20 protein-coding genes and 1 pseudogene are annotated in these 21032 nt (G+C 70.9%); 17 read left to right on the forward strand and 4 right to left on the reverse strand.

Translation table 11 applies throughout. From position 1 onward, the window contains the following. Positions 1 to 588: 588 nt before the first annotated feature. The 6 genes from ACFVTF_RS28430 to ACFVTF_RS28455 all read left to right on the forward strand — a co-directional run bounded on the left by ACFVTF_RS28430 (position 589) and on the right by ACFVTF_RS28455 (position 10966). A complete protein-coding gene (locus tag ACFVTF_RS28430) occupies positions 589 to 1362 on the forward strand; it encodes a DNA-methyltransferase (RefSeq protein WP_387817246.1) in 774 nt (257 codons plus the stop codon). 1269 nt (positions 1363 to 2631) lie between these two features. Further along, positions 2632 to 4419 carry a thiamine pyrophosphate-requiring protein gene (locus tag ACFVTF_RS28435; protein ID WP_387817247.1) on the forward strand — a complete coding sequence of 596 codons (1788 nt, stop codon included), beginning with the start codon at positions 2632 to 2634 and terminating at the stop codon, positions 4417 to 4419. Positions 4420 to 4422: 3 nt separating this feature from the next. After that, positions 4423 to 7503 carry an FAD-binding and (Fe-S)-binding domain-containing protein gene (locus tag ACFVTF_RS28440; protein ID WP_387817248.1) on the forward strand — a complete coding sequence of 1027 codons (3081 nt, stop codon included), beginning with the start codon at positions 4423 to 4425 and terminating at the stop codon, positions 7501 to 7503. Then, positions 7503 to 8015 (forward strand): DUF1360 domain-containing protein, encoded by a 513-nt coding sequence (locus tag ACFVTF_RS28445; protein WP_387817249.1) that lies wholly within the window; start codon positions 7503 to 7505, stop codon positions 8013 to 8015. Before ACFVTF_RS28440 ends, ACFVTF_RS28445 begins: the two co-directional genes overlap by 1 nt. Beyond that, on the forward strand, positions 8012 to 9121 hold the full coding sequence (locus tag ACFVTF_RS28450) for an enolase C-terminal domain-like protein (RefSeq protein ID WP_387817250.1): 1110 nt from the start codon (positions 8012 to 8014) through the stop codon (positions 9119 to 9121). The genes ACFVTF_RS28445 and ACFVTF_RS28450 overlap by 4 nt, the downstream gene beginning before the upstream one ends. 75 nt (positions 9122 to 9196) lie before the next feature. Then, complete coding sequence (locus ACFVTF_RS28455; protein ID WP_387817251.1) at positions 9197 to 10966, forward strand: glycoside hydrolase family 15 protein; 1770 nt, start codon at positions 9197 to 9199, stop codon at positions 10964 to 10966. 368 nt (positions 10967 to 11334) lie between these two features. On the opposite strand, the gene ACFVTF_RS28460 is transcribed toward ACFVTF_RS28455, so the two are convergent. Then, positions 11335 to 11505, reverse strand: a complete 171-nt coding sequence (locus ACFVTF_RS28460) for a hydrophobic protein (protein ID WP_387817252.1) — start codon at positions 11503 to 11505, stop codon at positions 11335 to 11337. A 193-nt stretch (positions 11506 to 11698) separates the two neighbouring features. Here ACFVTF_RS28460 and ACFVTF_RS28465 point away from each other — a divergent pair, with 193 nt between their 5' ends. Next, the gene (locus tag ACFVTF_RS28465) at positions 11699 to 12064 is read left to right on the forward strand and encodes a hypothetical protein (RefSeq protein WP_387817253.1); all 366 of its coding nucleotides are present in this window, start codon (positions 11699 to 11701) and stop codon (positions 12062 to 12064) included. Positions 12065 to 12222: 158 nt separating this feature from the next. After that, on the forward strand, positions 12223 to 12513 hold the full coding sequence (locus tag ACFVTF_RS28470) for a WhiB family transcriptional regulator (RefSeq protein ID WP_387817254.1): 291 nt from the start codon (positions 12223 to 12225) through the stop codon (positions 12511 to 12513). Positions 12514 to 12561: 48 nt separating this feature from the next. Here ACFVTF_RS28470 and ACFVTF_RS28475 read toward each other — a convergent pair whose 3' ends face one another. Beyond that, positions 12562 to 14175, reverse strand: coding sequence for a CHAD domain-containing protein (locus ACFVTF_RS28475; protein ID WP_387817256.1), 1614 nt, complete (start codon positions 14173 to 14175; stop codon positions 12562 to 12564). Positions 14176 to 14286: 111 nt separating this feature from the next. Beyond that, positions 14287 to 14690, reverse strand: a pseudogene (locus ACFVTF_RS28480) (SRPBCC family protein). A gap of 280 nt (positions 14691 to 14970) precedes the next feature. Between ACFVTF_RS28480 and ACFVTF_RS28485 the strand changes: the two are divergent. Next, the gene (locus tag ACFVTF_RS28485; protein ID WP_387817257.1) at positions 14971 to 15339 is read left to right on the forward strand and encodes an SsgA family sporulation/cell division regulator; all 369 of its coding nucleotides are present in this window, start codon (positions 14971 to 14973) and stop codon (positions 15337 to 15339) included. Between the two features lie 177 nt (positions 15340 to 15516). After that, on the forward strand, positions 15517 to 16473 hold the full coding sequence (locus ACFVTF_RS28490) for a TIGR03557 family F420-dependent LLM class oxidoreductase (protein WP_387817258.1): 957 nt from the start codon (positions 15517 to 15519) through the stop codon (positions 16471 to 16473). 473 nt (positions 16474 to 16946) lie between these two features. Here ACFVTF_RS28490 and ACFVTF_RS28495 read toward each other — a convergent pair whose 3' ends face one another. Continuing rightward, positions 16947 to 17501, reverse strand: coding sequence for a type 1 glutamine amidotransferase domain-containing protein (locus tag ACFVTF_RS28495; protein WP_387817259.1), 555 nt, complete (start codon positions 17499 to 17501; stop codon positions 16947 to 16949). A 356-nt stretch (positions 17502 to 17857) separates the two neighbouring features. On the opposite strand from ACFVTF_RS28495, the gene ACFVTF_RS28500 reads away from it, so the two are divergent. The 7 genes from ACFVTF_RS28500 to ACFVTF_RS28530 all read left to right on the forward strand — a co-directional run bounded on the left by ACFVTF_RS28500 (position 17858) and on the right by ACFVTF_RS28530 (position 21032). Next, positions 17858 to 18181, forward strand: a complete 324-nt coding sequence (locus tag ACFVTF_RS28500; RefSeq protein WP_387817260.1) for a plasmid stabilization protein — start codon at positions 17858 to 17860, stop codon at positions 18179 to 18181. A 378-nt stretch (positions 18182 to 18559) separates the two neighbouring features. Then, complete coding sequence (locus ACFVTF_RS28505; protein ID WP_387817261.1) at positions 18560 to 19015, forward strand: hypothetical protein; 456 nt, start codon at positions 18560 to 18562, stop codon at positions 19013 to 19015. Continuing rightward, positions 19012 to 19302: a monovalent cation/H+ antiporter complex subunit F gene (locus ACFVTF_RS28510; RefSeq protein WP_387817262.1), complete on the forward strand. Its 291-nt coding sequence runs from the start codon at positions 19012 to 19014 to the stop codon at positions 19300 to 19302. The genes ACFVTF_RS28505 and ACFVTF_RS28510 overlap by 4 nt, the downstream gene beginning before the upstream one ends. Before the next feature lie 44 nt (positions 19303 to 19346). Continuing rightward, positions 19347 to 19649 carry a cation:proton antiporter gene (locus ACFVTF_RS28515; RefSeq protein ID WP_387817263.1) on the forward strand — a complete coding sequence of 101 codons (303 nt, stop codon included), beginning with the start codon at positions 19347 to 19349 and terminating at the stop codon, positions 19647 to 19649. Next, positions 19646 to 19936, forward strand: a complete 291-nt coding sequence (locus ACFVTF_RS28520; RefSeq protein ID WP_387817264.1) for a Na(+)/H(+) antiporter subunit B — start codon at positions 19646 to 19648, stop codon at positions 19934 to 19936. The genes ACFVTF_RS28515 and ACFVTF_RS28520 overlap by 4 nt, the downstream gene beginning before the upstream one ends. Continuing rightward, on the forward strand, positions 19933 to 20685 hold the full coding sequence (locus ACFVTF_RS28525; RefSeq protein ID WP_387817265.1) for an MnhB domain-containing protein: 753 nt from the start codon (positions 19933 to 19935) through the stop codon (positions 20683 to 20685). The genes ACFVTF_RS28520 and ACFVTF_RS28525 overlap by 4 nt, the downstream gene beginning before the upstream one ends. Beyond that, positions 20685 to 21032: a sodium:proton antiporter gene (locus tag ACFVTF_RS28530; protein WP_387817266.1), complete on the forward strand. Its 348-nt coding sequence runs from the start codon at positions 20685 to 20687 to the stop codon at positions 21030 to 21032. The genes ACFVTF_RS28525 and ACFVTF_RS28530 overlap by 1 nt, the downstream gene beginning before the upstream one ends.

The raw sequence follows: 21032 nt of genomic DNA on the forward strand, positions 1-21032 counted from the left end.
GCGCGGGGGGAGGGGCCTGCCCTCCTGCGGATGGGCGGGCCGGCGGGAGCGGCAGCAAGCCGCGCTCGTAATCTCGAAAAGGGCATGACTGTCCCCTGGGGTGGATAGGTGGAATTCGCTTGAGGTCACCGAAGCTACCGAATCGAAGGCTCGCGACCTAAAAAGAGGCGAACGCTCCGAATGGGGATATCCCGGCGATGGGCCGGTAGGACGTTAGCGCCTTCGCGGCTCGCGACCTAAAAAGTACGATGGTCGCCAGAGCGAACGGAGGGAATGTCACAGCCGGGTGCCTCACAGTAGGTCCGCAAGGGCTCGTAGCCTAAAACGAAGATCAGCCAGACCGGCGGACTCTCCCGTGGCGCAGGTGACGATAGGCGAGGTGCGGCTCGCAACCTAAAACGATCTTCGCCAGTGGCCGGGGGCGCCCTTTTTAGGTTGCGAGCCGCACGTGGGCTAGGTTCCTCACCGCAGCCGGAGCCGCATGGTTCAAACGCTCGTTTCGCCCGGCCGACTGCGGCAGAAATGCCCAGTTCAGAGAGCGTGCTCCGGCTGCCTTCCCCTTTCCCGACCAGGAGGACAGCCCGCCCCTTGCCCTACGAAATCCATCGGGGCGACGCCCTCACCCGGCTCGCCGCGATCCCCTCGAACTCCGTCGACTGCGTCATCACCGACCCCCCTTACAATTCGGGCGGGCGTACCACGCAGGAAAGGACCGGGCGGACGGCCCGCGCGAAGTACACCTCAGCCGATGCCGCCCACACCCTCGCCGATTTCCCCGGAGAGAACAAGGACCAGCGTTCCTATACGTACTGGCTGAGCCAGCTCCTCGCTGAGTCCTATCGGGCCACCAAGAACGGCGGCGTCGCGCTCGTTTTCACGGATTGGCGCCAGTTGGCCGCCACCAGCGACGCTCTACAGGCCGGCGGCTGGATCTGGCGCGGTGCGCTCGCCTGGTACAAGCCCGCTGCGCGCCCGCAAAAGGGACGTTTCACGCAGAATTGTGAATTCGTTCTGTGGGGCAGCAAGGGCCCCATCGACGGCGACGCCCACCCCGTCTACCTGCCCGGCCTGTACACCGCCTCCCAGCCGAGGACGGGCCGAGTCCACATCACCCAGAAGCCCGTCTCGGTAATGCGGGAGCTGGTAAAGATCTGCCGCCCGGGCGGCACCGTCCTCGATTTCTGCGCGGGTTCCGGCTCGACGGGCGTGGCGGCGCTGCTGGAGAACCGGAACTTCCTTGGCTTCGAGGTGACTTCGCACTACGCCGACATTGCCGAGCGCCGCCTCGCCGAGACCGAGCAGCAGATCGCCTCGGGTGCGCTCGATTCCGAGGCGACGGGTCCGGAACCGGACGAAGCCTGACCGCACGGGCCGGGCCGCCGCCCGCGCGGCGGCCCGGCCCGATCCACCCAACCCGCAGGAGGACAGGTGCTCAGGAAGTACGGCGACCACAACGCCGTCAGCACCCGGGAGGAGCCGTAGTGACCACCGCCACCGACGAGACCGAAGTGCTGGTCAGCCCCGGTCACCGGGCCGGCCCCGGTGACGCCGAAGCCGCGCTCGCGCTGGCGTGGGCACGCATGGTGATCACCTTCTAGTGGCGGATGGAGTCGTGCACCCTCATTGTGGTCTGGTTGGGGGGCGGGCAGGTAAGTTCGACGACACAATTCGATCGGCGGTGGAAGTGGCCTACTGGACCGATTCCTTTATTTGTTTGGCAAGTGCGCCCGCCGACCGGAGAGATCCTGTCTTGCGGTGGTGGTGGCCTGGGGGCAGGCCTGGAATGATCTATAGGCTCACCGTGGCCGCCACCTGGCCGGAAGCCGCTGTCGCGCGTTACGAGTTGCAGTGAGCGGGCGCGATAGCAGGCTGCTCCGAGAGGCGCTCGGCGCCGTCGGACCTCTGATCGGTTAGGAGCTCTGCCAGGGGCAGGCCGACTGCGCCTGACCCGGACGCTCCTACGGTGGCCGCTGCGGGTGGGTGGTCACCGTAGCCTCGTGTCGGTACGCGGGGTGTGCATTGCCTAGGCGGCATGCTAGGCAGATGAAGCAGCAGCGCGAGCGCCGTGGTCGGCGCCGCTCCCGTGCCAGGGCGCTCGGCGTGACTCTCGCAGAGCTCGATGCCTGTACGCGCCCTCCGACAGGGACGGTCACTGTTCCCGATCAGCGGCATCGTGGACCCGCACCAGAGCCGGCACGCCCAGCAGCGGGGTGCTGCGTGGTGGTCACTGAGCGGCGGATTGCCTCCGGTGGGGTCGTGATGTTCCTGCATCGTCATGAGAGCGCGTGTGGAGTGTGGGGGATGGCTGGTAGGACGGATTGACCGCCGGGGGGTGCGGCACCCGGGATTGCGCGCGCCGTGGTGGCTTCCTTTTGTACTGATCAACGAGGACGCCACGCGGCCCTGGCACCGTCGAGGCGTTCCGCTTCGTAGCCGCGCGCCCAGCCGGGGTACCCGAGCGCAAGCCGTCCGGCATGCCTGACTGCCGACAGCGGAGGCTGAGGTGATACTGCCGTAGTCCCCGGTCGGCCTGACCTGCGGCGGTTTCATCGCTGCTCCAGCGGTTAGCCGTGCTGGCGGGGCCTCTCCGGTGACTGAGAGGCCAGGGCCGCGCTGTGGAGGAGTTGGGCGATGAAGGTTTCCGACTACGTGCTGGAGCGGTTGCGCGAGTGGGAGGTGGAGCACGTCTTCGCCTTTCCCGGTGACGGGATCAACGGCCTGCTGGCCGCCTGGGGCCGTGCCGACAACAAGCCGCAGTTCGTGCAGGCCAGACACGAGGAGATGGCCGCCTTCCAGGCCGTCGGCTACGCGAAGTTCTCCGGGCGCACCGGGGTGTGCGTGGCCACTTCTGGGCCGGGTGCGATCCACCTGTTGAACGGGCTGTACGACGCGAAGCTCGACCACGTGCCGGTGGTGGCGATCGTCGGCCAGACGGACCGCACCGCGATGGGCGGCTCCTACCAGCAGGAAGTCGATCTCCTCAGCCTCTACAAGGACGTGGCTTCCGAGTTCTGCGAGATGGTCATGGTCGCCGCTCAGCTGCCGAACGTGCTGGACCGCGCGATGCGGATCGCCGCCACGCGGCGCACGGTCACCGCGGTGATCATCCCGGCTGACGTGCAGGAGCTGGACTATGAGCCGCCCGCTCACGCGTTCAAGCAGGTCCCCTCCAGTCTCGGCATCCCCCGTTATGCGCCGGTCCCCGCCGAGGAGGATCTGGCGAGGGCGGCGGAGGTCCTCAACGCGGGGGAGAAGGTCGCGATGCTGGTCGGGCAGGGCGCCCGATCCGCCCGGCCCGAGGTCGAGCAGGTCGCTGACCTGCTCGGCGCCGGGGTGGCGAAGGCCCTGCTCGGCAAGGACGCGTTGCCCGACACCCTGCCGTACGTGACCGGCTCCATCGGCTTGCTCGGCACCCGTCCCTCCTACGAGATGATGCGCGACTGCGACACCCTCCTCGTGGTGGGCTCCAGCTTCCCGTACACGCAGTTCCTTCCGGAGTTCGACCAGGCCAGGGCGGTGCAGATCGATATCGACCCGTCCATGGTCGGTCTGCGCTACCCGTTCGAGGTCAACCTCGTCGGCGACGCCGGCGAGACGCTGCGCCGACTCCTCCCGCTGCTGGAACCCAGGGCGGACGGCACCTGGCGCAAGACCGTCGAGGCCAATGCTGCCCGCTGGTGGGAGGTCATGCAGCGCCGCGCCGAAGTGAGCGCCGATCCGATCAACCCGGAGTACGTCGTGCACACCCTCGACGCGCTGCTGCCCGACAACGCGATCCTCGCCGCGGACTCCGGCTCGTCCGCGAACTGGTACGCCCGGCACCTGCGGTTCCGCGGCGGGATGCGTGGCTCGTTGTCGGGAACACTGGCGACGATGGGGCCGGGAGTGCCGTACGTGATCGGTGCGAAATTCGCGCACCCCGACCGTCCGGCCATCGCGATCGTCGGTGACGGAGCCATGCAGATGAACGGCCTGGCGGAGCTGATCACTGCCGCGAAGTACTACCGGGAGTGGTCGGATCCGCGCCTGGTGGTGGCGGTGCTGAACAACCGTGACCTGAACCAGGTCACCTGGGAGATGCGGGCGATGCAGGGCGCCCCGCAGTTCGAGCCCTCGCAGAGCCTGCCGGACGTCCGCTACGCCGACATCGCCCGGTCGTTCGGCCTGGAGGGAGTGCGGGTGGAACGGCCCGAGGACGTGGAACCGGCCTGGCGCCAGGCGCTGGCGGCGGACCGGCCGTTCGTCATCGATTTCCGCACCGACCCGGCGGTGCCGCCGATTCCGCCGCACGCCACCTGGGACCAGATCAAGGCCGCCGCTCTGTCCGTGTTGAAGGGGGACAGTGACCGGGGCTCCGTTGTGAGGCAAGGAGTGAAGGCCAAGATCCAGGAGTTCCTGCCCGGCAACGGAGGGAACTGACTCATGGCCGGCAGTCAGGGGGTGGATCTCGTCGCACTTGAGGAGTCGCTCGGGGCCGAGGTGGACGGCGAGGTCCGGTTCGACCCGGGCAGCCGCGGCGCGTATGCCACTGACGGCTCGAACTACCGGCAGGTCCCGATCGGCGTGGTGGTGCCCCGCACCGTGGAGGCCGGCGCCGCAGCGGTTGCCGTGTGCGCCCGTTTCGGCGCTCCGGTGCTCTCCCGTGGCGGCGGTACCAGCCTCGGGGGGCAGTGCACCAACGAGGCGGTGGTCATCGACTGGACCAAGTACTGCAACCGGTTGGTCTCGGTGGACCCGCAGGCCCGGACGTGCGTGGTCGAGCCGGGCATCGTCCTGGACGAGCTCAACCGGCAACTGGCTCCGCACAAGCTGAAGTTCGGGCCGAAGCCGTCCACCCACACCCACTGCGCACTGGGCGGCATGATCGGCAACAACAGCTGCGGGGCCTCCGCCCAGGCGTATGGCAAGACCGTCGACAACGTCCGCCGCCTCGACGTTCTCACCTACGACGGCGTCCGGTTCTGGGCCGGGGCGACCAGCGACGACGAGTACGCGCGGATCGCGGCCGACGGCGGCCCGCGCGCCGAGATCTATCAGGGCCTGCGGAATGTCGTCGGACGGCACCTGGCTGAGATCCGCACGGGCTACCCGAAGATCCCGCGCCGGGTGTCCGGCTACAACCTGGACTCCCTGCTCCCGGAGAACGGCTTCGACGTCGCCCGGGCGCTGGTCGGCAGCGAGGGAACCCTCGTGACGGTGCTGCGGGCCGAACTGGAACTGGTCGCGGTTCCGGCCGCCGAAGCGCTGCTCGTGCTGGGCTACGACGACATCTACCAGGCTGCCGACGCCGTACCGGAGCTGCTCGAGCACAGTTGCCCCACCCAATTGGAGGCCATCGACGGACGCATGGCACAGCTGATGCGCGAGGAGCGCGCCTACCTGGACTCACTGGACAGCCTGCCGGAGGGCGACAGCTGGCTCCTGGTCCAGTTCACCGGGGACACGAAGGACGAGGCGGACGGGCAGGCGCTGGAACTGCTGCGGTCGCTGGGCCGTGACGAGGACGATCCGAGGGTGGCGCTGTCGGATGATCCGGCGCGGGAACAGGAGATGCTCAGAGCCCGGGAGGCGGGTCTCGGCGTGACGGCCCGCCCGCCGGACGGCTCCGAAACCTGGGAAGGCTGGGAGGACTCTGCGGTGGCCCCGGAGAAACTGGGCGACTACCTGCGCGACCTGGAGCGGCTCTTCGACCGGTACGGCTACCAACAGGCGTCCCTGTACGGGCACTTCGGGCAGGGCTGCGTCCACACCCGGATCCCCTTCGGGCTGCGCGAAGGCAAGGGCATCGAGCAGTTCCGGACGTTCCTGTTCGACGCCGCCGACCTGGTCGCCTCCTACGGCGGCTCGCTGTCCGGTGAGCACGGCGACGGGCAGGCCCGAGGCGAACTGCTGGCGCGCATGTTCACCCCCGCCCTGATCGAGGCGATGGCCGAGGTCAAGGCCCTGTTCGACCCGGGCAACCGGATGAACCCGGGCAAGGTCGTCCACCCTCACCCGGTCGACGCCAACCTGCGGCTGGGCGCCGACTGGCGGCCCCAGCCGAAGCAGACCCACTTCGCCTTCGCCGACGACGGCAACGACTTCGGCCGGGCGGTGCTGCGCTGCGTGGGCATCGGCAACTGCCGCACCCACCAGGGCGGCGTGATGTGCCCCTCCTACCGGGCCACGGGCGAGGAGGAGCACTCCACCCGCGGCCGGGCACGGCTGTTGTTCGAGATGCTCGGCGGCCACGACGACTCCCCGGTCACCGGCGGCTGGCGCTCCACCGAGGTCCGCGACGCCCTCGACCTGTGCCTGGCCTGCAAGGGCTGCAAGTCCGACTGCCCGGTCGGGGTCGACATGGCCACCTACAAGGCCGAGTTCCTCGCCCACCATTACCAGGGCCGGCTGCGCCCGGCCGCCCACTACGCCATGGGCTGGCTCCCGCTATGGACCCACCTGACACGCACGCTGGCGGTTTCCGAATTGGCCAACGCCGCCCTGCGCGCACCCGGCCTCGGGTGGCTGGGCAAGCGGCTGGCCGGAATCGACCCCCGCCGCACCGCGCCCCTGTTCGCCACCGAGTCGTTCCAGGAGGCCCGGCACCGGTCCGGCAGGCCACAGCCTGATCCGCGCGATCCGCACACCGTGCTGCTCTGGCCGGACACCTTCACCAACCACTTCCACCCGCACATCGCCCACGCCGCGGTCCGAGTCCTCGAAAACGCCGGCTTCCAGGTCGCCGTCCCCGAGGGGCCGGTCTGCTGCGGCCTGACCTGGATCTCCACCGGCCAACTTGCCACCGCCCGCCGCGTCCTGAACCGCACGACGCGAACCCTGCGCCCGTGGCTGGAGGCCGGCACGCCGATCATCGGCCTCGAACCCTCCTGCACCGCCGTCTTCCGGACCGACGCCCCGGACCTGCTCGCCGGCGACCAGGACATCACCCGCCTCGCCGCACAGGTGCGGACCTTCGCCGAACAGCTCGTCAACCACGCCCCCGGCGGTTGGCAACCGCCCACGATCGACCGCGCCGCGACCGTGCAGACGCACTGCCACCAACACGCCGTCCTCGGTGCGGATCCGGACCGCGAACTGATGCGCCGCGCGGGCCTGGAGGCGAACGTGCTCGACGAAGGCTGCTGCGGCCTGGCCGGCAACTTCGGCTTCGAGCAGGGGCATTACGACCTGTCGCAGGCCATCGCCGAGCAGGGCGTGCTACCCGCCGTGCGCGGCACTGAGCCCGACGCGTTCGTCCTGGCCGACGGCTTCAGCTGCCGCACCCAGATCGACCAGGCCGACACCGGCCGACAGGCCCTGCACTTGGCCGAGGTTCTCGCCCTGGCACTTGACGGACCGCCGCCCGCAGACCACCCCGAGCATGCGGTCCCACGTCCCCAGCCCCGACTGGTGCCGGCCCGCCTGCTGACCGCGAGCCTGGTCGGCGCCGGGGCCGCCCTGGCCGTAGGCGGTGTCCTCGCCGCCCGCCACCGCCATCCGATCCGGAAGGGTTCGACACGATGATGCCCCTGCACGATCGGCTGCACCGCGAGGCCCGCGCCTACAAGGGCGACGACGATCGGCCGCTGGCCGGCTACACCGGCCTCATGGCCGTGTACGGCGCCGCGGTGGGCGGCATCGCCGCGGCCGCCCGGGCGGGCCGCCGCGAGCTGCCCAGCCCCACCGCGTGGGACGTGGCCCTGAACGCGCTGGCCACCCACCAGCTGTCCCGCCTACTCGCCAAGGACCCCGTCACCAGTCCACTGCGTGCGCCGTTCACCCGCTTCGAGGGCACCACGGGCCCGGCCGAGTTGGAGGAAGAGGTACGCGGCACCGGGGCCCGAAAGGCCATCGGCGAGCTGGTGACCTGCCCGTTCTGCATTGGCCTCTGGGCCGCCACCGCCTGTACCGCCGGTTCCATCTTCGCCCCACGCGTCACCCGCCTGGCGACCGCTACGCTGGCCGCGCTGAGCGTGGCCGACTTCCTGCAGTACGCCTACGCGGCCGCCCAGAGGGCTGCCGGCGAGGCGTCATGAACACCACCGGAGCCCCGACCATCGAGCGCCTGGACGTGCAGGTCCTCCAGTTTCCGACCGACGCTCCCGAGGCGGACGGCACCCTGGCCTGGGAGCACACGACCATGGTCCTCGTCCGGGCCCGCGGCGGCGGCACGACGGGCCTGGGCTACACCTACGGCGACCCCGCCACCGCTCAGGTGGCCACCGGGCTGCTCCACGACGTGGTCGTCGGCCGTTCGGCGTTCGACGTGCCAGCCGCGAACGAGACGATGAGCCGCGCGGTGCGCAACGCCGGACGGCCCGGCCTGATCGCCGGCGCCATCTCCGCGATCGACATCGCCCTGTGGGACCTCAAGGCCCGCCTGCTCGGCCTGCCGCTGGCCGACCTGCTCGGCCGGGCCCGCGACGAGGTGCCCGTCTACGGCAGCGGCGGCTTCACCACCTACGCGCACGACCGGCTCGCCGAGCAGCTCGCAGGCTGGGCGGAGCAGGGCCTCACCCGCTTCAAGATCAAGATCGGTGAGAGTTGGGGCACCCGCGAGCGCCGCGACCTGGAACGCGCCGAACAGGCCCGCGCCCTGGTAGGCGACGACGCCGAGCTATATGTGGACGCGAACGGCGCCTACACCCGCAAACAGGCCGTACGGATCGGGCGGACGCTGGCCGGCCTGGGAGTGAGCTGGTTCGAGGAACCCGTCTCCTCCGACGACCTCACCGGCCTCGCCAACATCCGCGACGCCGTCACCGCCGACGTCGCCGCCGGCGAGTACGGCTACGACCTGCCCTACTTCGCCCGCATGATCCCGGCCGTCGACTGCCTGCAGGCCGACGCCACCCGCTGCGGCGGCCTCACCGTGTGGCTGCGTGCCGCCGCCCTCGCCCAGGCCCACGGCCTGCACCTGTCCGGGCACTGCGCCCCGCACGCCCACGCCCACGCCGCCGCGGCCATCCCGAACCTGCGCCACCTGGAGTGGTTCCACGACCACGTCCGCATCGAGAACCTCCTCTTCGACGGCACCCTCGACCCGTCCGGCGGCCACCTGCGCCCGGGACGGGAGGGTGAGCCCGGGCTCGGCCTGACGATCCGGGACGACGTCGCGAAGCACTACCGTGTCCACCTCTGAGCCCGGCCCGGTCCGGCCGGGCGCCCCCGCCGTCCTGCAGCCCCAGCCGCACGGCGGCGGCGGAAGGGGCCGGCCGTGACCGCCCCCGCGGGAGCCGGCGGCGCGCCGCCTCCGCACGCGCTGCGGGACTACGCGCTGCTCGCGGACGGCGAGCGCGGCGCTCTGGTCGGGCCGCGCGGCGACATCGTGTGGATGTGCGCGCCCACCTGGGACAGCGACGCGGTCTTCGCCGCGCTGATCGGCGGCCAAGGCTGGTACACCGTCACCCCCACCGAGCCGTTCGTGTGGGGCGGCTACTACGAACCGGGCAGCCTGATCTGGCGCAGCCGCTGGATCACCACCGGCGGCATCATCGAGTGCCGCGAGGCGCTGGCCCACCCCGGCGACCCGCACCGGGCCGTGCTGCTGCGCCGGATCCTGGCCGTGGACGGCGACGCCCGACTGGAGCTGGAGCTGAACCTGGCGGCCGGCTTCGGCGCACACCCGCTCCGGGACGTGCGCCGCGACGACCACGGCCGGTGGACGGGCCGCGCCGGCAACCTGTACGTCCGCTTCAGCGGTGCACCAGAGGCCCACCACGGCGGCACCACCCTGCGGGCCACCGTGGAGGTGGCAGCCGGAGCGCACCACGACCTGGTGCTGGAGGTGGGCGGCCGGCCGCTGCCCGAACCTTCGTCAGCCGACAGGTGGTGGCGAGCCACTGAGACCCGATGGGCGACCTGCGTGCCCGACCTCGCCGACACCCTGGGCCGACGCGACGCCCATCACGCGTACGCGGTCATGACCGGCCTGACCTCCCCCGGCGGAGGCACGGTGGCCGCGGCCACCACCAGCCTGCCGGAACGAGCAGAGCAGGGCCGTAACTACGACTACCGGTACGTGTGGATCCGCGACCAGGCCTACGTCGGCCAGGCCGCCGCAGCCGCCGGCGGGCACCAACTACTGGACGAATCGGTGCGGTTCACCACCGCCCGCCTCCTCGAGCACGGCCCCGACCTCGCCCCGGCCTACACGACCACCGGGCGGGCAGTGCCAGACCAGCGCACCCTGGACCTGCCCGGCTACCCCGGCGGCTTCGACGTCGTCGGCAACCACGTCAACCGCCAGTTCCAGCTCGACGGGTTCGGCGAGGTCCTGCTGCTCCTGGCCGCGGCCGCCCGCCACGACCGACTGGACACCGACGGCTGGAACGCCGCGCTGACCGCCGCCGACACGATCGCCGCCCGCCACCACGAGTCAGATGCCGGGATCTGGGAACTGCACGACGACAACTGGGCACACAGCCGCCTCACCTGCGTGGCCGGCCTGCGGGCCATCGCCCAGGCAGCCCCGCGTACCGCGAGCGGCCGGGCAGGCGACTGGGAGGCACTGGCGGACCGTATCGTCGCGGAGACCTCAGCCGACTGCCTGCACCCGTCCGGGCGGTGGCAGCGGTCCCCGAGCGACACCGGCGTGGACGCCGCCCTCCTGATGCCCGCCCTGCGCGGCGCTGTGCCCGCCGATGACCCCCGCGCCACCGCCACCCTGCGAGCGGTGCGCGCAGACCTCGCCTCGGACCACTACGCCTATCGGTTCCGCCACGACCAACGACCCCTGCAGGACGTCGAAGGCGCGTTTCTCCTCTGCGGCTTCACGATGGCCCTGGCTGAGCAGCAGCAGCACAACGACCTCGAGGCGGTGCGCTGGTTCGAACGCAACCGCGCCGCGTGCGGACCGGCAGGCCTGTACGCGGAGGAGTTCGATGTCGCTCAGCGTCAGTTGCGCGGAAACCTGCCCCAGGTCTTCGTCCACGCGCTACTGCTCGAAACCGCGGCCCGGCTCGCACCCGGCACGGCGATGCCCTGACGACACCACTCCGATGGCACGACGTCCGTCCTCGCCCACTGTGGGGCAACAGCTGACTGTGGTCCGGGTGGTGCTGCCGACCATGGCATGGAAGATCGGCTTCGAGGGCACCCCGACACTGGGCATCTGCACGACTGCCGGGAGCGGGCCTTTCGGTCGAATGCCTGTCGCTGCTCCCTCACCCAGGCCGTGGGCCGAGCCCAGCCGCACTGCAGCGCCTGGGCGACGGACGCACACGCAGTTGTGAAGTATGGCGACGACCGTGGCCCGCTGCCGGCCGGTCCGGTGACCGCCCGGTGTGAACAACCGTGCGGTCACCGGACCGGCCGGCGAGCCCAATCCCTCTGGCGGCAGACTGGTGTAGCCCGCTACCAGCGGTACCAGCGTCCCCGGCTCCCGCCTGCTGTGGTCCCGCGGGCGATGAACCCGAGTAGCCAGATGACGAAGACGGCCAAGGCGATCCACCACAGCACCTTGATGGCGAACCCGGCGCCGAACAGGATCAGAGCGAGCAGCAGTACCAGAACGAGGGCAAGCATCGCGGTGGTCTCCTCACGAGTGGACGATTCGATGCGTCTCAGGTGCCCCGACTTCGCCCTGCCATGCCCCATGGGAGCCCTAGCGCGGCTAACGTGGGATCCGGGCCCGTTCCGGTTTGTCCCGTTATGGACTGCTCCGTTGGGGCAGACGCGAGACGCCAGGAAGTCGAGGCGACCAGGGAGGGGATCCGCGGTGCTGTTGCTGTGGCTGGGCGTGCTCGGCGGGTACGCGATCGGGGCCGTGGTGACGGCCCGAACTGTCTTCGAGCGCGGCAGGACCGGTTTTCTCGCTGGCACGGCGACCGGCAGGTCGCTCGCCGAGTTCGAGCGCAGGGAACGCCAGCACATCGAGGCGATCGCCCTGTTCTCCGGCGTGCTGTGGGTGACCGCCGTCCCTGTACTGGTCGTCAGGCGCCTGGTGGCGAGGCTGGCCCTCGCGCGTCCCGCCTGCCACGGCGGCCGGAGCGCGCAGCAGGTCCGTGACCGCATCGACGAGCTTGAGCGCGCGCTTGGTGTCGGCGCCTACGCCGACGACGACAGCCACCGCTGCCAGGGGTGAGCCGCCACCGCTTCGTCGTGCCGCAGTGCAGCGAGTGGACGTGGCGCTGCTCGTGTACGAGCCGACCCGATCCCGGTATCGATCACCGTGATTACTCCGCGCGGGTGCGGTTATACGACCGGGCAGTTGGCGATCGTCCACATCGAAGGGGGTCTGCCATGGCGGACAACTCGCGCTTGCCCGGAGCTTTCTCGCACCTTTGGGACTGGCAGCTTCGCGGCCTGTGCCGTGAAGCCGACAACGCCCTATTCTTCCATCCCTTGGGAGAGCGGGGCGCCGCCCAGGTGGCGCGCGAGGAAGCGGCTAAGGCCGTCTGCGCCGACTGCCCCGTCCGCCTCGAGTGCCGCCGCCACGCGCTGCAGACGCGCGAACCCTACGGCGTGTGGGGCGGACTTACCGAGGACGACCGGCAGCGGCTCCTGGCCGACCGCTCCCATATCGTCGCTTGAAGGGACGGTGCCTCAGCGCCCGGTTGGAACTCGATCTGCTTGCCCGGCTCAGGGCATCCGGGTGAGCTTGCGGCGGGCAGCGCGCCGGCGCAGCCGGGGCAGGCGCGCCAAGGCGTCGTCGCCAGCGCGCCGCTGTACCTCGTGGAGCACGCCGTAGGCGAACACGTGCCGACGGTCGGTGTCCGCCTGCGTGCCGAGGTCGACCAGAGCGCGGCGGACGACCACGCTGTCGTGCTGATTGCCGAGCACCTTGTGCAGCTTCTTCATCCGGACCGCGTACTTCGCCAGACGCTTCGCGGTGGTCCGACCAGTGGCGGGCCGTGCGCACTCGGCGGTGTAACGGGCGCGCTTGGCAGCCTTGCGAGCGCGGTGCAGGGCCTCGTCCTGGGCGGCCCCGGTCTCCGCGTCAAGCGCCCTGTCGAGTCGGTGCAGGGTCCGGCGCTGCTCGCGCCGCAGGGCGCCGGCCAGGTAGTCGCCGACATCGCGGCGGGCCCGGCGGCGCAGTGGCGGGTGCGCCGCGAAGTCCTCCAGGTCATCGAGCAGGGTGAAGTACCGGGCTCCGTCGAGTTCGGCGACGGCCCGCTGCCAGGCAGCTTGGTAGCCGCGGGCGTAGCGTTCGGTGATCCGGTCCCGCAGGGCGCCCTCGCGCACGGCTGCGGGGACGGCACTCGAGGCGTCCACCAACTGGTCGGCGAGTACCTCCTGGTCGCGGGCCTCGCCCAGAAGCCTTGCGAGCCAGCGCAGTTGATCGGCCAACGGCGTCGATTGGTTGGTGTCGAACAACCGGCGATGCGCCTTCAGCAGGCTCCGCAGCCGACGCGCGGTGATCCGCATCTGATGCACGGAGTCCTCCTCCCCGCTGCGCACCGCACCATCCAGCTCCAGCAGCCTGTCGCAGTGGGTCCGGATGCCGTGCGTGACGAGTTCGCCGGCCGATCGCGTCCCGTCGGTGTCCCCTGGTGTGGCGGGTCCGGCCTGGGCGGTGCCGGTGGAGCCGAGGGCGTGGGCGAGTTTCGACGGCCACGCGGAGCGGGTGAGGCCCGCTGCGGCGACCCGGTCATCGATGTCATCGAGCAGCGACCGTGTGCCGTGCTCCAGCTCGACTTCGAACTCGGTCCATCCGCTGGCCCGCGCTGCGGTGCCGCCTGCCGAGTCCACAGCGGTCGGGAGCACGCTCTTTCCCCGACGGCCGGGGGCGTTGGGCGCCGGCGTGGCGTCAAATGTCTGGGCTGCCACCCGGTCCTCGGTGACCTCCGCCAGTATGCGGCCCTTGTCGTCCAGCAGCTGCCGCCGGGACCGGTGGGTGCGCAACTGGGCCACGGGGAGAAGGGCTGCGCCGCGCGTGAAGGCCGCGAGCCGGTTGGCGAACTGCTCGGGTACCTGGTGTGGGCCCCCTGCGTCGAGCGGGAGGCGCACTTCCTGCCGCGAGTCGACGTCGAGCGGCAGTTTGACGTGCCAGCCGGCGTCGCTGCCGCCGCTTCTGCGGCGAACCGTGATCCGTCGGCGCAGAAGGCGCAGATCCGGGGTGTCGTAGTAGACGGCGTCGAGGTCTTGCGGCTCGGCACCTCGGGTTGCCGCCACGCCGGGCAGCCCCTCCAGGCCGGCTGCGGGCAGCGTGATTCCGTCATACTTGCGTTCGATCTCCTTCAGTTCCCTGGCCATACTTCCGCGCCTTCCCGCGTCGGCCCCGGACACACCCGGATGCCGTGGCGGCCTCGGACGCTGCCCCCGCTACCCGCTATTGCGTGCCGGCGACGCAGGTGCGGCCTGCGGTCAGCCCGGAGTGATCCGTCCCCGCCCGCCTCCGCCCGCGATGCTCTGGTCCCCGATGAAGGACTTGAAGCGCCGCAGATCGTCCCTGATGCGCCTGTCCACCATCCCCATGATGTCCGCAGCCTTCTCGGCGACGCCGGCGGGCTCGAAGTCCGTGGCCATGCGCACGGTGGTGTGCCGGTCGTCGAGGCGATCGTCTCGTCCGGCAGCCGGTCGACGATCTCGGTCTCGAACTCCCGGGCCACCCCGGCGACGCCGGTCGTCCACCGGTCGCGCCGATCGTCGAGCTCGCTGACCTCCTGAACGCCCTCCATGAACCGGGGGAAGTCCTCGAACTGCGTCCACCGGTTGTTGGCGGTGTACAGAGGCACCGCCACCGCGACGGATTCCTGCACGGCACTCATGTCCGCGCCTCCCTGCTTTGTCGATCTGCGGCGTCCGCGCGTCTGCCCGTGACAGTGGAGGGGCTAAAAGCCCGCCGCAGGGTCGGCGAGAGAAGGTGGCGGGCCGGGGGTACGACGGCGCGCACCGGGCGGACGGCCCTCGCTCGCGGACCAGGATGCCGTCCGGCGCGTCGCTGCGGGGGTGTGGGGGGGAAGCCGCCGGGGCAGACGGACACCTGCAACTGTCCATCGGAACGAACGGGGAGGGCACCGGATGGGACATGTGTCAGGGAGCGTGGCCATGCACCTGATCAGCGGGGCGGCGCAACGCCGGAAGCTCGCGGTGCAGTGCCGGTACCGTAGCGCCGACCCCTACGCGGTCGAGCTGGACTTCGGCGCGGACGAAGGCGGGGCGGTGTGGGTCCTGTCACGCGAACTGCTCCGTCTCGGACTGCGGGGCCCGGCCGGGGACGGCGACGTTCACATCGAACCCGGAGACGGCGATATGGTGTTCATCGCCCTCGGCGGCCGGGTCGGCATCGCCCTCCTGAACGCGCCTGCCGACCCGCTCGCCCGGTTCCTTGCAGCGACCGAGGACCTGGTCCCCACCGGCCGCGAGTCTTCACACCTCGACTGGGAGCGGTGTATCACGGCCCTCCTGGCCACCTGACCCTAGCGCCCGGTCCGCTGACCGGGTACAGCGCCCGCTGCCGTCCGGATGGCCCACCGAACGGGTGCTGTCCGGCGGTGGCGTCCCGGGATCGGCAGGCGCCGCGCCTAGCGTGGTGATCCGGGCGCCGCCCGGGCGGAAGGCGGGCGCGCACCGCTCGAAAGGAATGGGATTTCGATGACCGAGTTCGGCTACTTCCTGTCGAGTGAGGAGTTCACCCCCGGGGAACTGATCGACCAGGCCCGGCGGGCCCAGGAGGCGGGGTTCACTCGCCTGGCGATCTCCGACCACTTCCATCCGTGGAACGATGCGCAGGGCAACAGCGCGTTCGTGTGGTCGATGATCGGCGCGCTGTCGCAGGCCGTGGACTTGCCGGTCACCACATTGGTGACCTGTCCGACGGTGAGGCTGCATCCGGCGGTCACCGCGCAGGCGGCGGCCACCTCCAGTGTGCTTCTCGGCGGCCGGTTCGCTCTCGGCGTCGGGACCGGGGAGGCGCTCAACGAGCATATCCACGGCGATGGTTGGCCCTCGTTTGAGACGCGGGCCGGGATGCTGGAGGAGGCCGTCGAGGTGATGCGCAAGCTGTTCACCGGCGAGGTGGTCAGCCACCGCGGGCGGCACTACACGGTCGACACCGCTCGCCTGTACACAGTGCCCGAGCAGCCGTTGCCCATCTATGTGTCCGCGTTCGGGCCGAAGGCCGCCGAACTGGCAGGCCGGATCGGGGACGGTTTCGTCACCATGACCCCCGACGCCGACCTGGTGGGCGCCTTCCGAGAGGGCGGGGGCGGGAAGAAGAAGGTGGTGGGCGGGGTGAAGGTGTGCTGGAGCAGCAACCGGGACAACGCCGTCGACACCGCGCACCGGCTGTGGCCGACCGAGCTGCTGCCCGGCGAACTCGCCCAGATCCTGCCCACCCCGGCGCACTTCGAGCAGGCCAGCGAGCTGGTCACCCGCGAGATGGTCTCAGATGCGGTCACCTGCGGCGACGCGGTGGAGGAGCACGTGGAGACCGTACGCGCCTACGCCCGGGCCGGGTTCGACGAGGTCTACGTCGGGCAGATCGGACCGGACCAGGAGGTCTTCTTCGACGCCTACCGGGAGCTCGTCCTGCCCGCTCTGCGCGGCTGATCCTGTCCCGCTCGGCTGTCGGTTCACGGCGGGTCGCCCCCTGGTGCTGTGACGCACAGGTTCACCAGGTCGGCGCCATGGGGCCGTGGGCAGGTTGGATGTCGTGAGAGGTCCGGCCCGGAAGGGGCCCCGGTGACCGAGCCGGTCTGCTGCCAGCGGCCCCGCATCAATCTCTCATGACAGTCAGTCAGCTCGCAATTGCTCACCGGCAGAACGGATCGTGTGCCCGCCACGCAGGAAATCGTGCGCCATGACGTGGTGCCAACGCTGAAATGTGTAGGACTAGTAGTTACTTCTACCTTCAGCGGCGGGGTTGCTTGCCGTCTGTCTGACGGCTTGCTGTATGTGACGCCGCAGATCGGCGCGGGCAGGGCGAAGCTCGGGTCGATGCTGAGCTAGACGACCAGCGAACACCCGAGGCGATGCCCGGTACCTCACTGCAGGGCAGCTCGCTCGCCGACGGCCCGGCTCCGTCAGGTCGTGGCGAAGGCCGTAACCAGTGCCTCGTTGAAGGCGGGCAGATCGTCCGGCTTGCGACTGCTCACCAGGACGTTTGGCCCGTCGGTGCACACCTGGACCTGTTTGTCGGCCCAGTGCGCGCCGGCGTTGACCAGGTCTGTGCGCAGGCTCGGCCAGGAGGTGAGGCTGCGCCCGCGGACTACGTCGGCCTCGATCAGCATCCACGGGGCGTGGCAGATGGCGGCCACCGGCTTACCGGAGTTGAAGAACGACTTGGCGAATGCCACTGCTTCAGTGTCCAGCCGCAGGGCGTCCGGATTGGCGACGCCGCCGGGCAGAACCAGCGCGTCGTAGTCCGCTGCTGAGGTCTCGCAGACCACGGCGTCGATCTTGAAGGTGTCCCCGCGGTCGAGGTGGTGGAACGCCTGAATGCTGCCACTGCGGGTGGATACCAGGCGTGGAGTGCCGCCCGCCTCTTGGACGGCCTGCCAAGGCCCAGTGAGTTCGACCTGTTCGACACCCTCGGGCGCGGCCAGGAACGCGATGGTCTTTCCCTGCAACGTGACCATGTGGGCTCCCTCGGCTCTTAAACCAAGCAGTCAGCGCCCGGCAGCGAAACCGGCCGACTGTCAGCCGGGCCCGTCGCTGAACGGGCACGCACCTGCTGGTGGGGCTCGCTCGCCGTACGGATCCACGCTGGCACAGCTGGAGGCCCGGCGCGACTTCGGAGTGCACGGCCGGTTCGACGCCCGGGCCTGGGAACGCAGCCGGCAGTAGCAGGTCGTGCACGCCCTGGCGGCCTCACCGAGGCGGTGCGGCGCGCGGCCACACGGGTGCATACGGGTTTGCCCGGTGCCGGTAGCGGGTTCCTCTCACGGATGCGGGGACCACGCGCCCCGCAGCGAGCGGACAGGAGTGTGTGATCATGCCTCGCGGATCGAGCCCGAAGCGGGAGCGGCAGTACGAGCACATCAAGGAGAGCGCGCTGGAGCGTGGTGAGAGCACCAAACGCGCCGAGGAGATCGCCGCCCGCACGGTGAACAAGGAACGCGCCCGGCACGGCGAGTCGAAGACCGCCAGCCGCAGCTCAGTGAAGGACATGTCCTCCTCCCGGCGCGGCGGGCTGCACTCGCACAGCGGGTCGAAGGGCCCCACGAAGGAGCAGCTGTACAACGAGGCCAAGCAGCGGGGCATCCACGGCCGCTCGAAGATGAACAAGAAGCAGCTCGAACACGCCCTCGGCCGATAGGAGCTGGTGACCGTGGGCACTGTTCCCGTGCCGCCCGACTCCGACGTCACCCCGGTTCCACCACCCAAGCCCCCGCAGCCGCCCGGCCCGCCCCAGCCGGTGGAGCCGCCCAGCCCACCCGAGCCGGTTGAGCCCTCCGTGCCGCCGGACCCGCCCGCGCCTCCCGGCTCGCCGGAACCTCCGCCGGAACCGCCGGCCCCACCCGGCCCGGCCGAACCTGCCCCGGAGCCTGCCCCGCCGGAGCCCTCGCGGCCCCGCCCGCCGGAGCCGCCCGACTGACCGGAACCGGCGAAGACGGCAAACCATGGACGCGCCGCCGGGGCTGGTGTCGCGTGGCGACCCGCAATCGAACGGTGCGCGGGGACGACAGGAGGTCCGGTGCTCGCCCGGCTGGTGGAGATCGTTGTGTGGGGTGCGGTGCTGAGCGGGCTGACAGTGGTGTTCATCAGCGTCGTGTCGCCCGTCGAACTAGTGGTGGCTGGCGTCGCTGCCCTGGGCGGGGCGCTCGCGGCCCAGCGGATGCGCCTGGCCGCAGGCGTCCATATCGCGGGTGGCCGTGGCGCGGTGCGGGCACTCGTCGCGCTGCCGCGCGCGGTCCTAAGAGGGTTCGCCGTTCTGGTGGCCGCCATGGCTGCCGCTCCGAGCGCAGCACGCGTGCGGCGGATCCGGCTGCGGCCCGGGGCGGCGGCCGGATGGGCCGGCGTGCTGATCGCCGCGTCACCCGACACCTGCGTGATCGACGTCCCCAGTGACGATGAGGTCGTCGTGCACGCCCTGCGCCCCGGCACGGGACCGGTCGAGGAGACCGTCGCCCGGGCGCCCGAGGCCCCGTGAACGCCTGGGCCGCGGCCGCGCTGGTCCTGCTGGCCACGGCGGCACCGGCGTGCCTGTGGGCGGCGGCGCGCGGCGCGGCGGTCCGACGGCTGATCGGGGCCTCGCTGCTCTCCAGCGTGGTCGGTGCGGTGTTCCTGCTGCTGCCGATGGCCTACGGCCGGTCCTCCTACCAGGACCTCGCGCTGATGCTGGCCGTCCTAGCCCCCGCCGGCACCCTCGTCTTCACCCGCTTCGTCGCAGACCACCGCCACGTCGCCCAGCCCCACGGTTCCACACCCGAGACCTGAAACGACACGCTCACCACCCGGGCGGCCGGGGGAGGGAGTCCGGATTGACACCGCGCCACGTGATCGAGTTCGTCCTGCTGTGGTCCGGCGTCGGGTGCCTGCTGCTGTCCGCGACGGCGGTGGTGCGCTTCCGAGCCACACTGATGCGTCTGCACGCCCTGGCCCCGGCATCGGTGGCCGGGGTGCCGCTGATCGCCGCAGCCGTCGCGCTCGACCAGGGGCTCGGCCGCGGGGCGGCCAAGACGCTGTTCATCGGCCTGGTCTTCGCCATCGGCGGGACGGTCACCACGATCGCCGTCGGCCGCGCCGCCCGCCAGGCCGAAGACGAGAACGGGAGCAGGGCATGAACCAGTGGCTGGTCGGCGCCGCCATCGCCTTTGTCGTCCTCGCCGCGACCACGGCGGTCCTCACCCGTGACCCGGCCCGTCAGGCGGTCGTCCTGTCCGTACTCGGACTGGGCCTCGCGGTGCTGTTCGCCGTCCTCCAGGCCCCCGACGTGGCCCTGTCCCAGCTCGCCGTGGGCACCGCATTGACGCCGCTGCTGATCCTGCTCACCGTCCGCAAGGTCACCCGCCGCCCCGCCCGCACCGACGACTACCCCGCCACCGGCGACGACGGGCGGAAGGGGAAGTGACGGCCCGCGTCCGACTGCTGATGTTTCTGGCAACGGCCGCCGTGATCGCGGCGTTCTTCACCGCCGCCTGCACCGACCTCCCACCCTTCGGAACCGACAGCCACCCCTACGGCCAGCGGGCCGTGGCGGCAGCCCTGGACCGGCACACCGCCAACGTCATCTCCTCCGTCAACTTCGACATCCGCGCCTTCGACACCCTCGGCGAGGAAACCATCCTCTTCGGCACCGTCCTCGGCGCGACTCTGCTGCTGCGCCGGGCCCGCGACGAACGCCACCGCCGCGCCCAAGCGCAACGGGTCATGCCCACCACCCGCCTCTTCGGCGCGCTGCTGCTTCCCGTCACCCTGGTCGTCGGCGTGTACATCGTCGCGCACGGCCAACTCTCGCCGGGCGGCGGCTTCCAGGGCGGCGTCGTCCTCGCCACCGCCCTCCACCTGGCCTACGTCGCCGCCGACTACCGAGCCCTGCAGAAGCTCCGGCCGCTCGCCGTCCTCGACGTCGTGGACTCACTCGCTGCCGCTTCCTACAGCCTCATCGGGCTGGCCGGGCTGATCGCGGGTGGCGCGTTCCTCAAGAACGTGCTGGCGCTGGGCACCTTCAACACCATCACCTCCGGCGGCACCGTCCCGGTGCTGAACGCCGCGGTCGGCGTCGAGGTCGCCTGTGCCCTGATCGCCCTGCTCGCCCACTTCCTCGACCAGGCCGTCGAACTCACCGACCCCGACCAGCACGGACAAGGAGTCACCTGATGGGGACGTGGGTCTTCCTCGCGGCCGGATGGGTCCTGCTCATCGCCCTGTACGGTCTGGTTACCAGCCGCAACCTCATCCACGCCATCGGCTGCCTGGCCGTCGCCCAGTCCTCCACCTACCTCCTGCTCCTCGCGGTCGGTTACCGCCACGGGGCCACCGCTCCCGTCTACTCCGACCTCACCGCAGGCAACCGGCCCGTCGTCGACCCCGTCGTCCAAGCCCTTGCCCTGACCGACGTCGTCGTCGGCGCCACCGTCACCGCGCTGCTGCTCGCCCTCACCATCCAACTGCGCAAACGCCACCACACCGTCGACCCGCAGGCCCTCACCGGCCTCAAGGGCTGA

The sequence above is a fragment of the Kitasatospora sp. NPDC057940 genome (genome assembly GCF_042887425.1).
Classification (GTDB): domain Bacteria; phylum Actinomycetota; class Actinomycetes; order Streptomycetales; family Streptomycetaceae; genus Kitasatospora.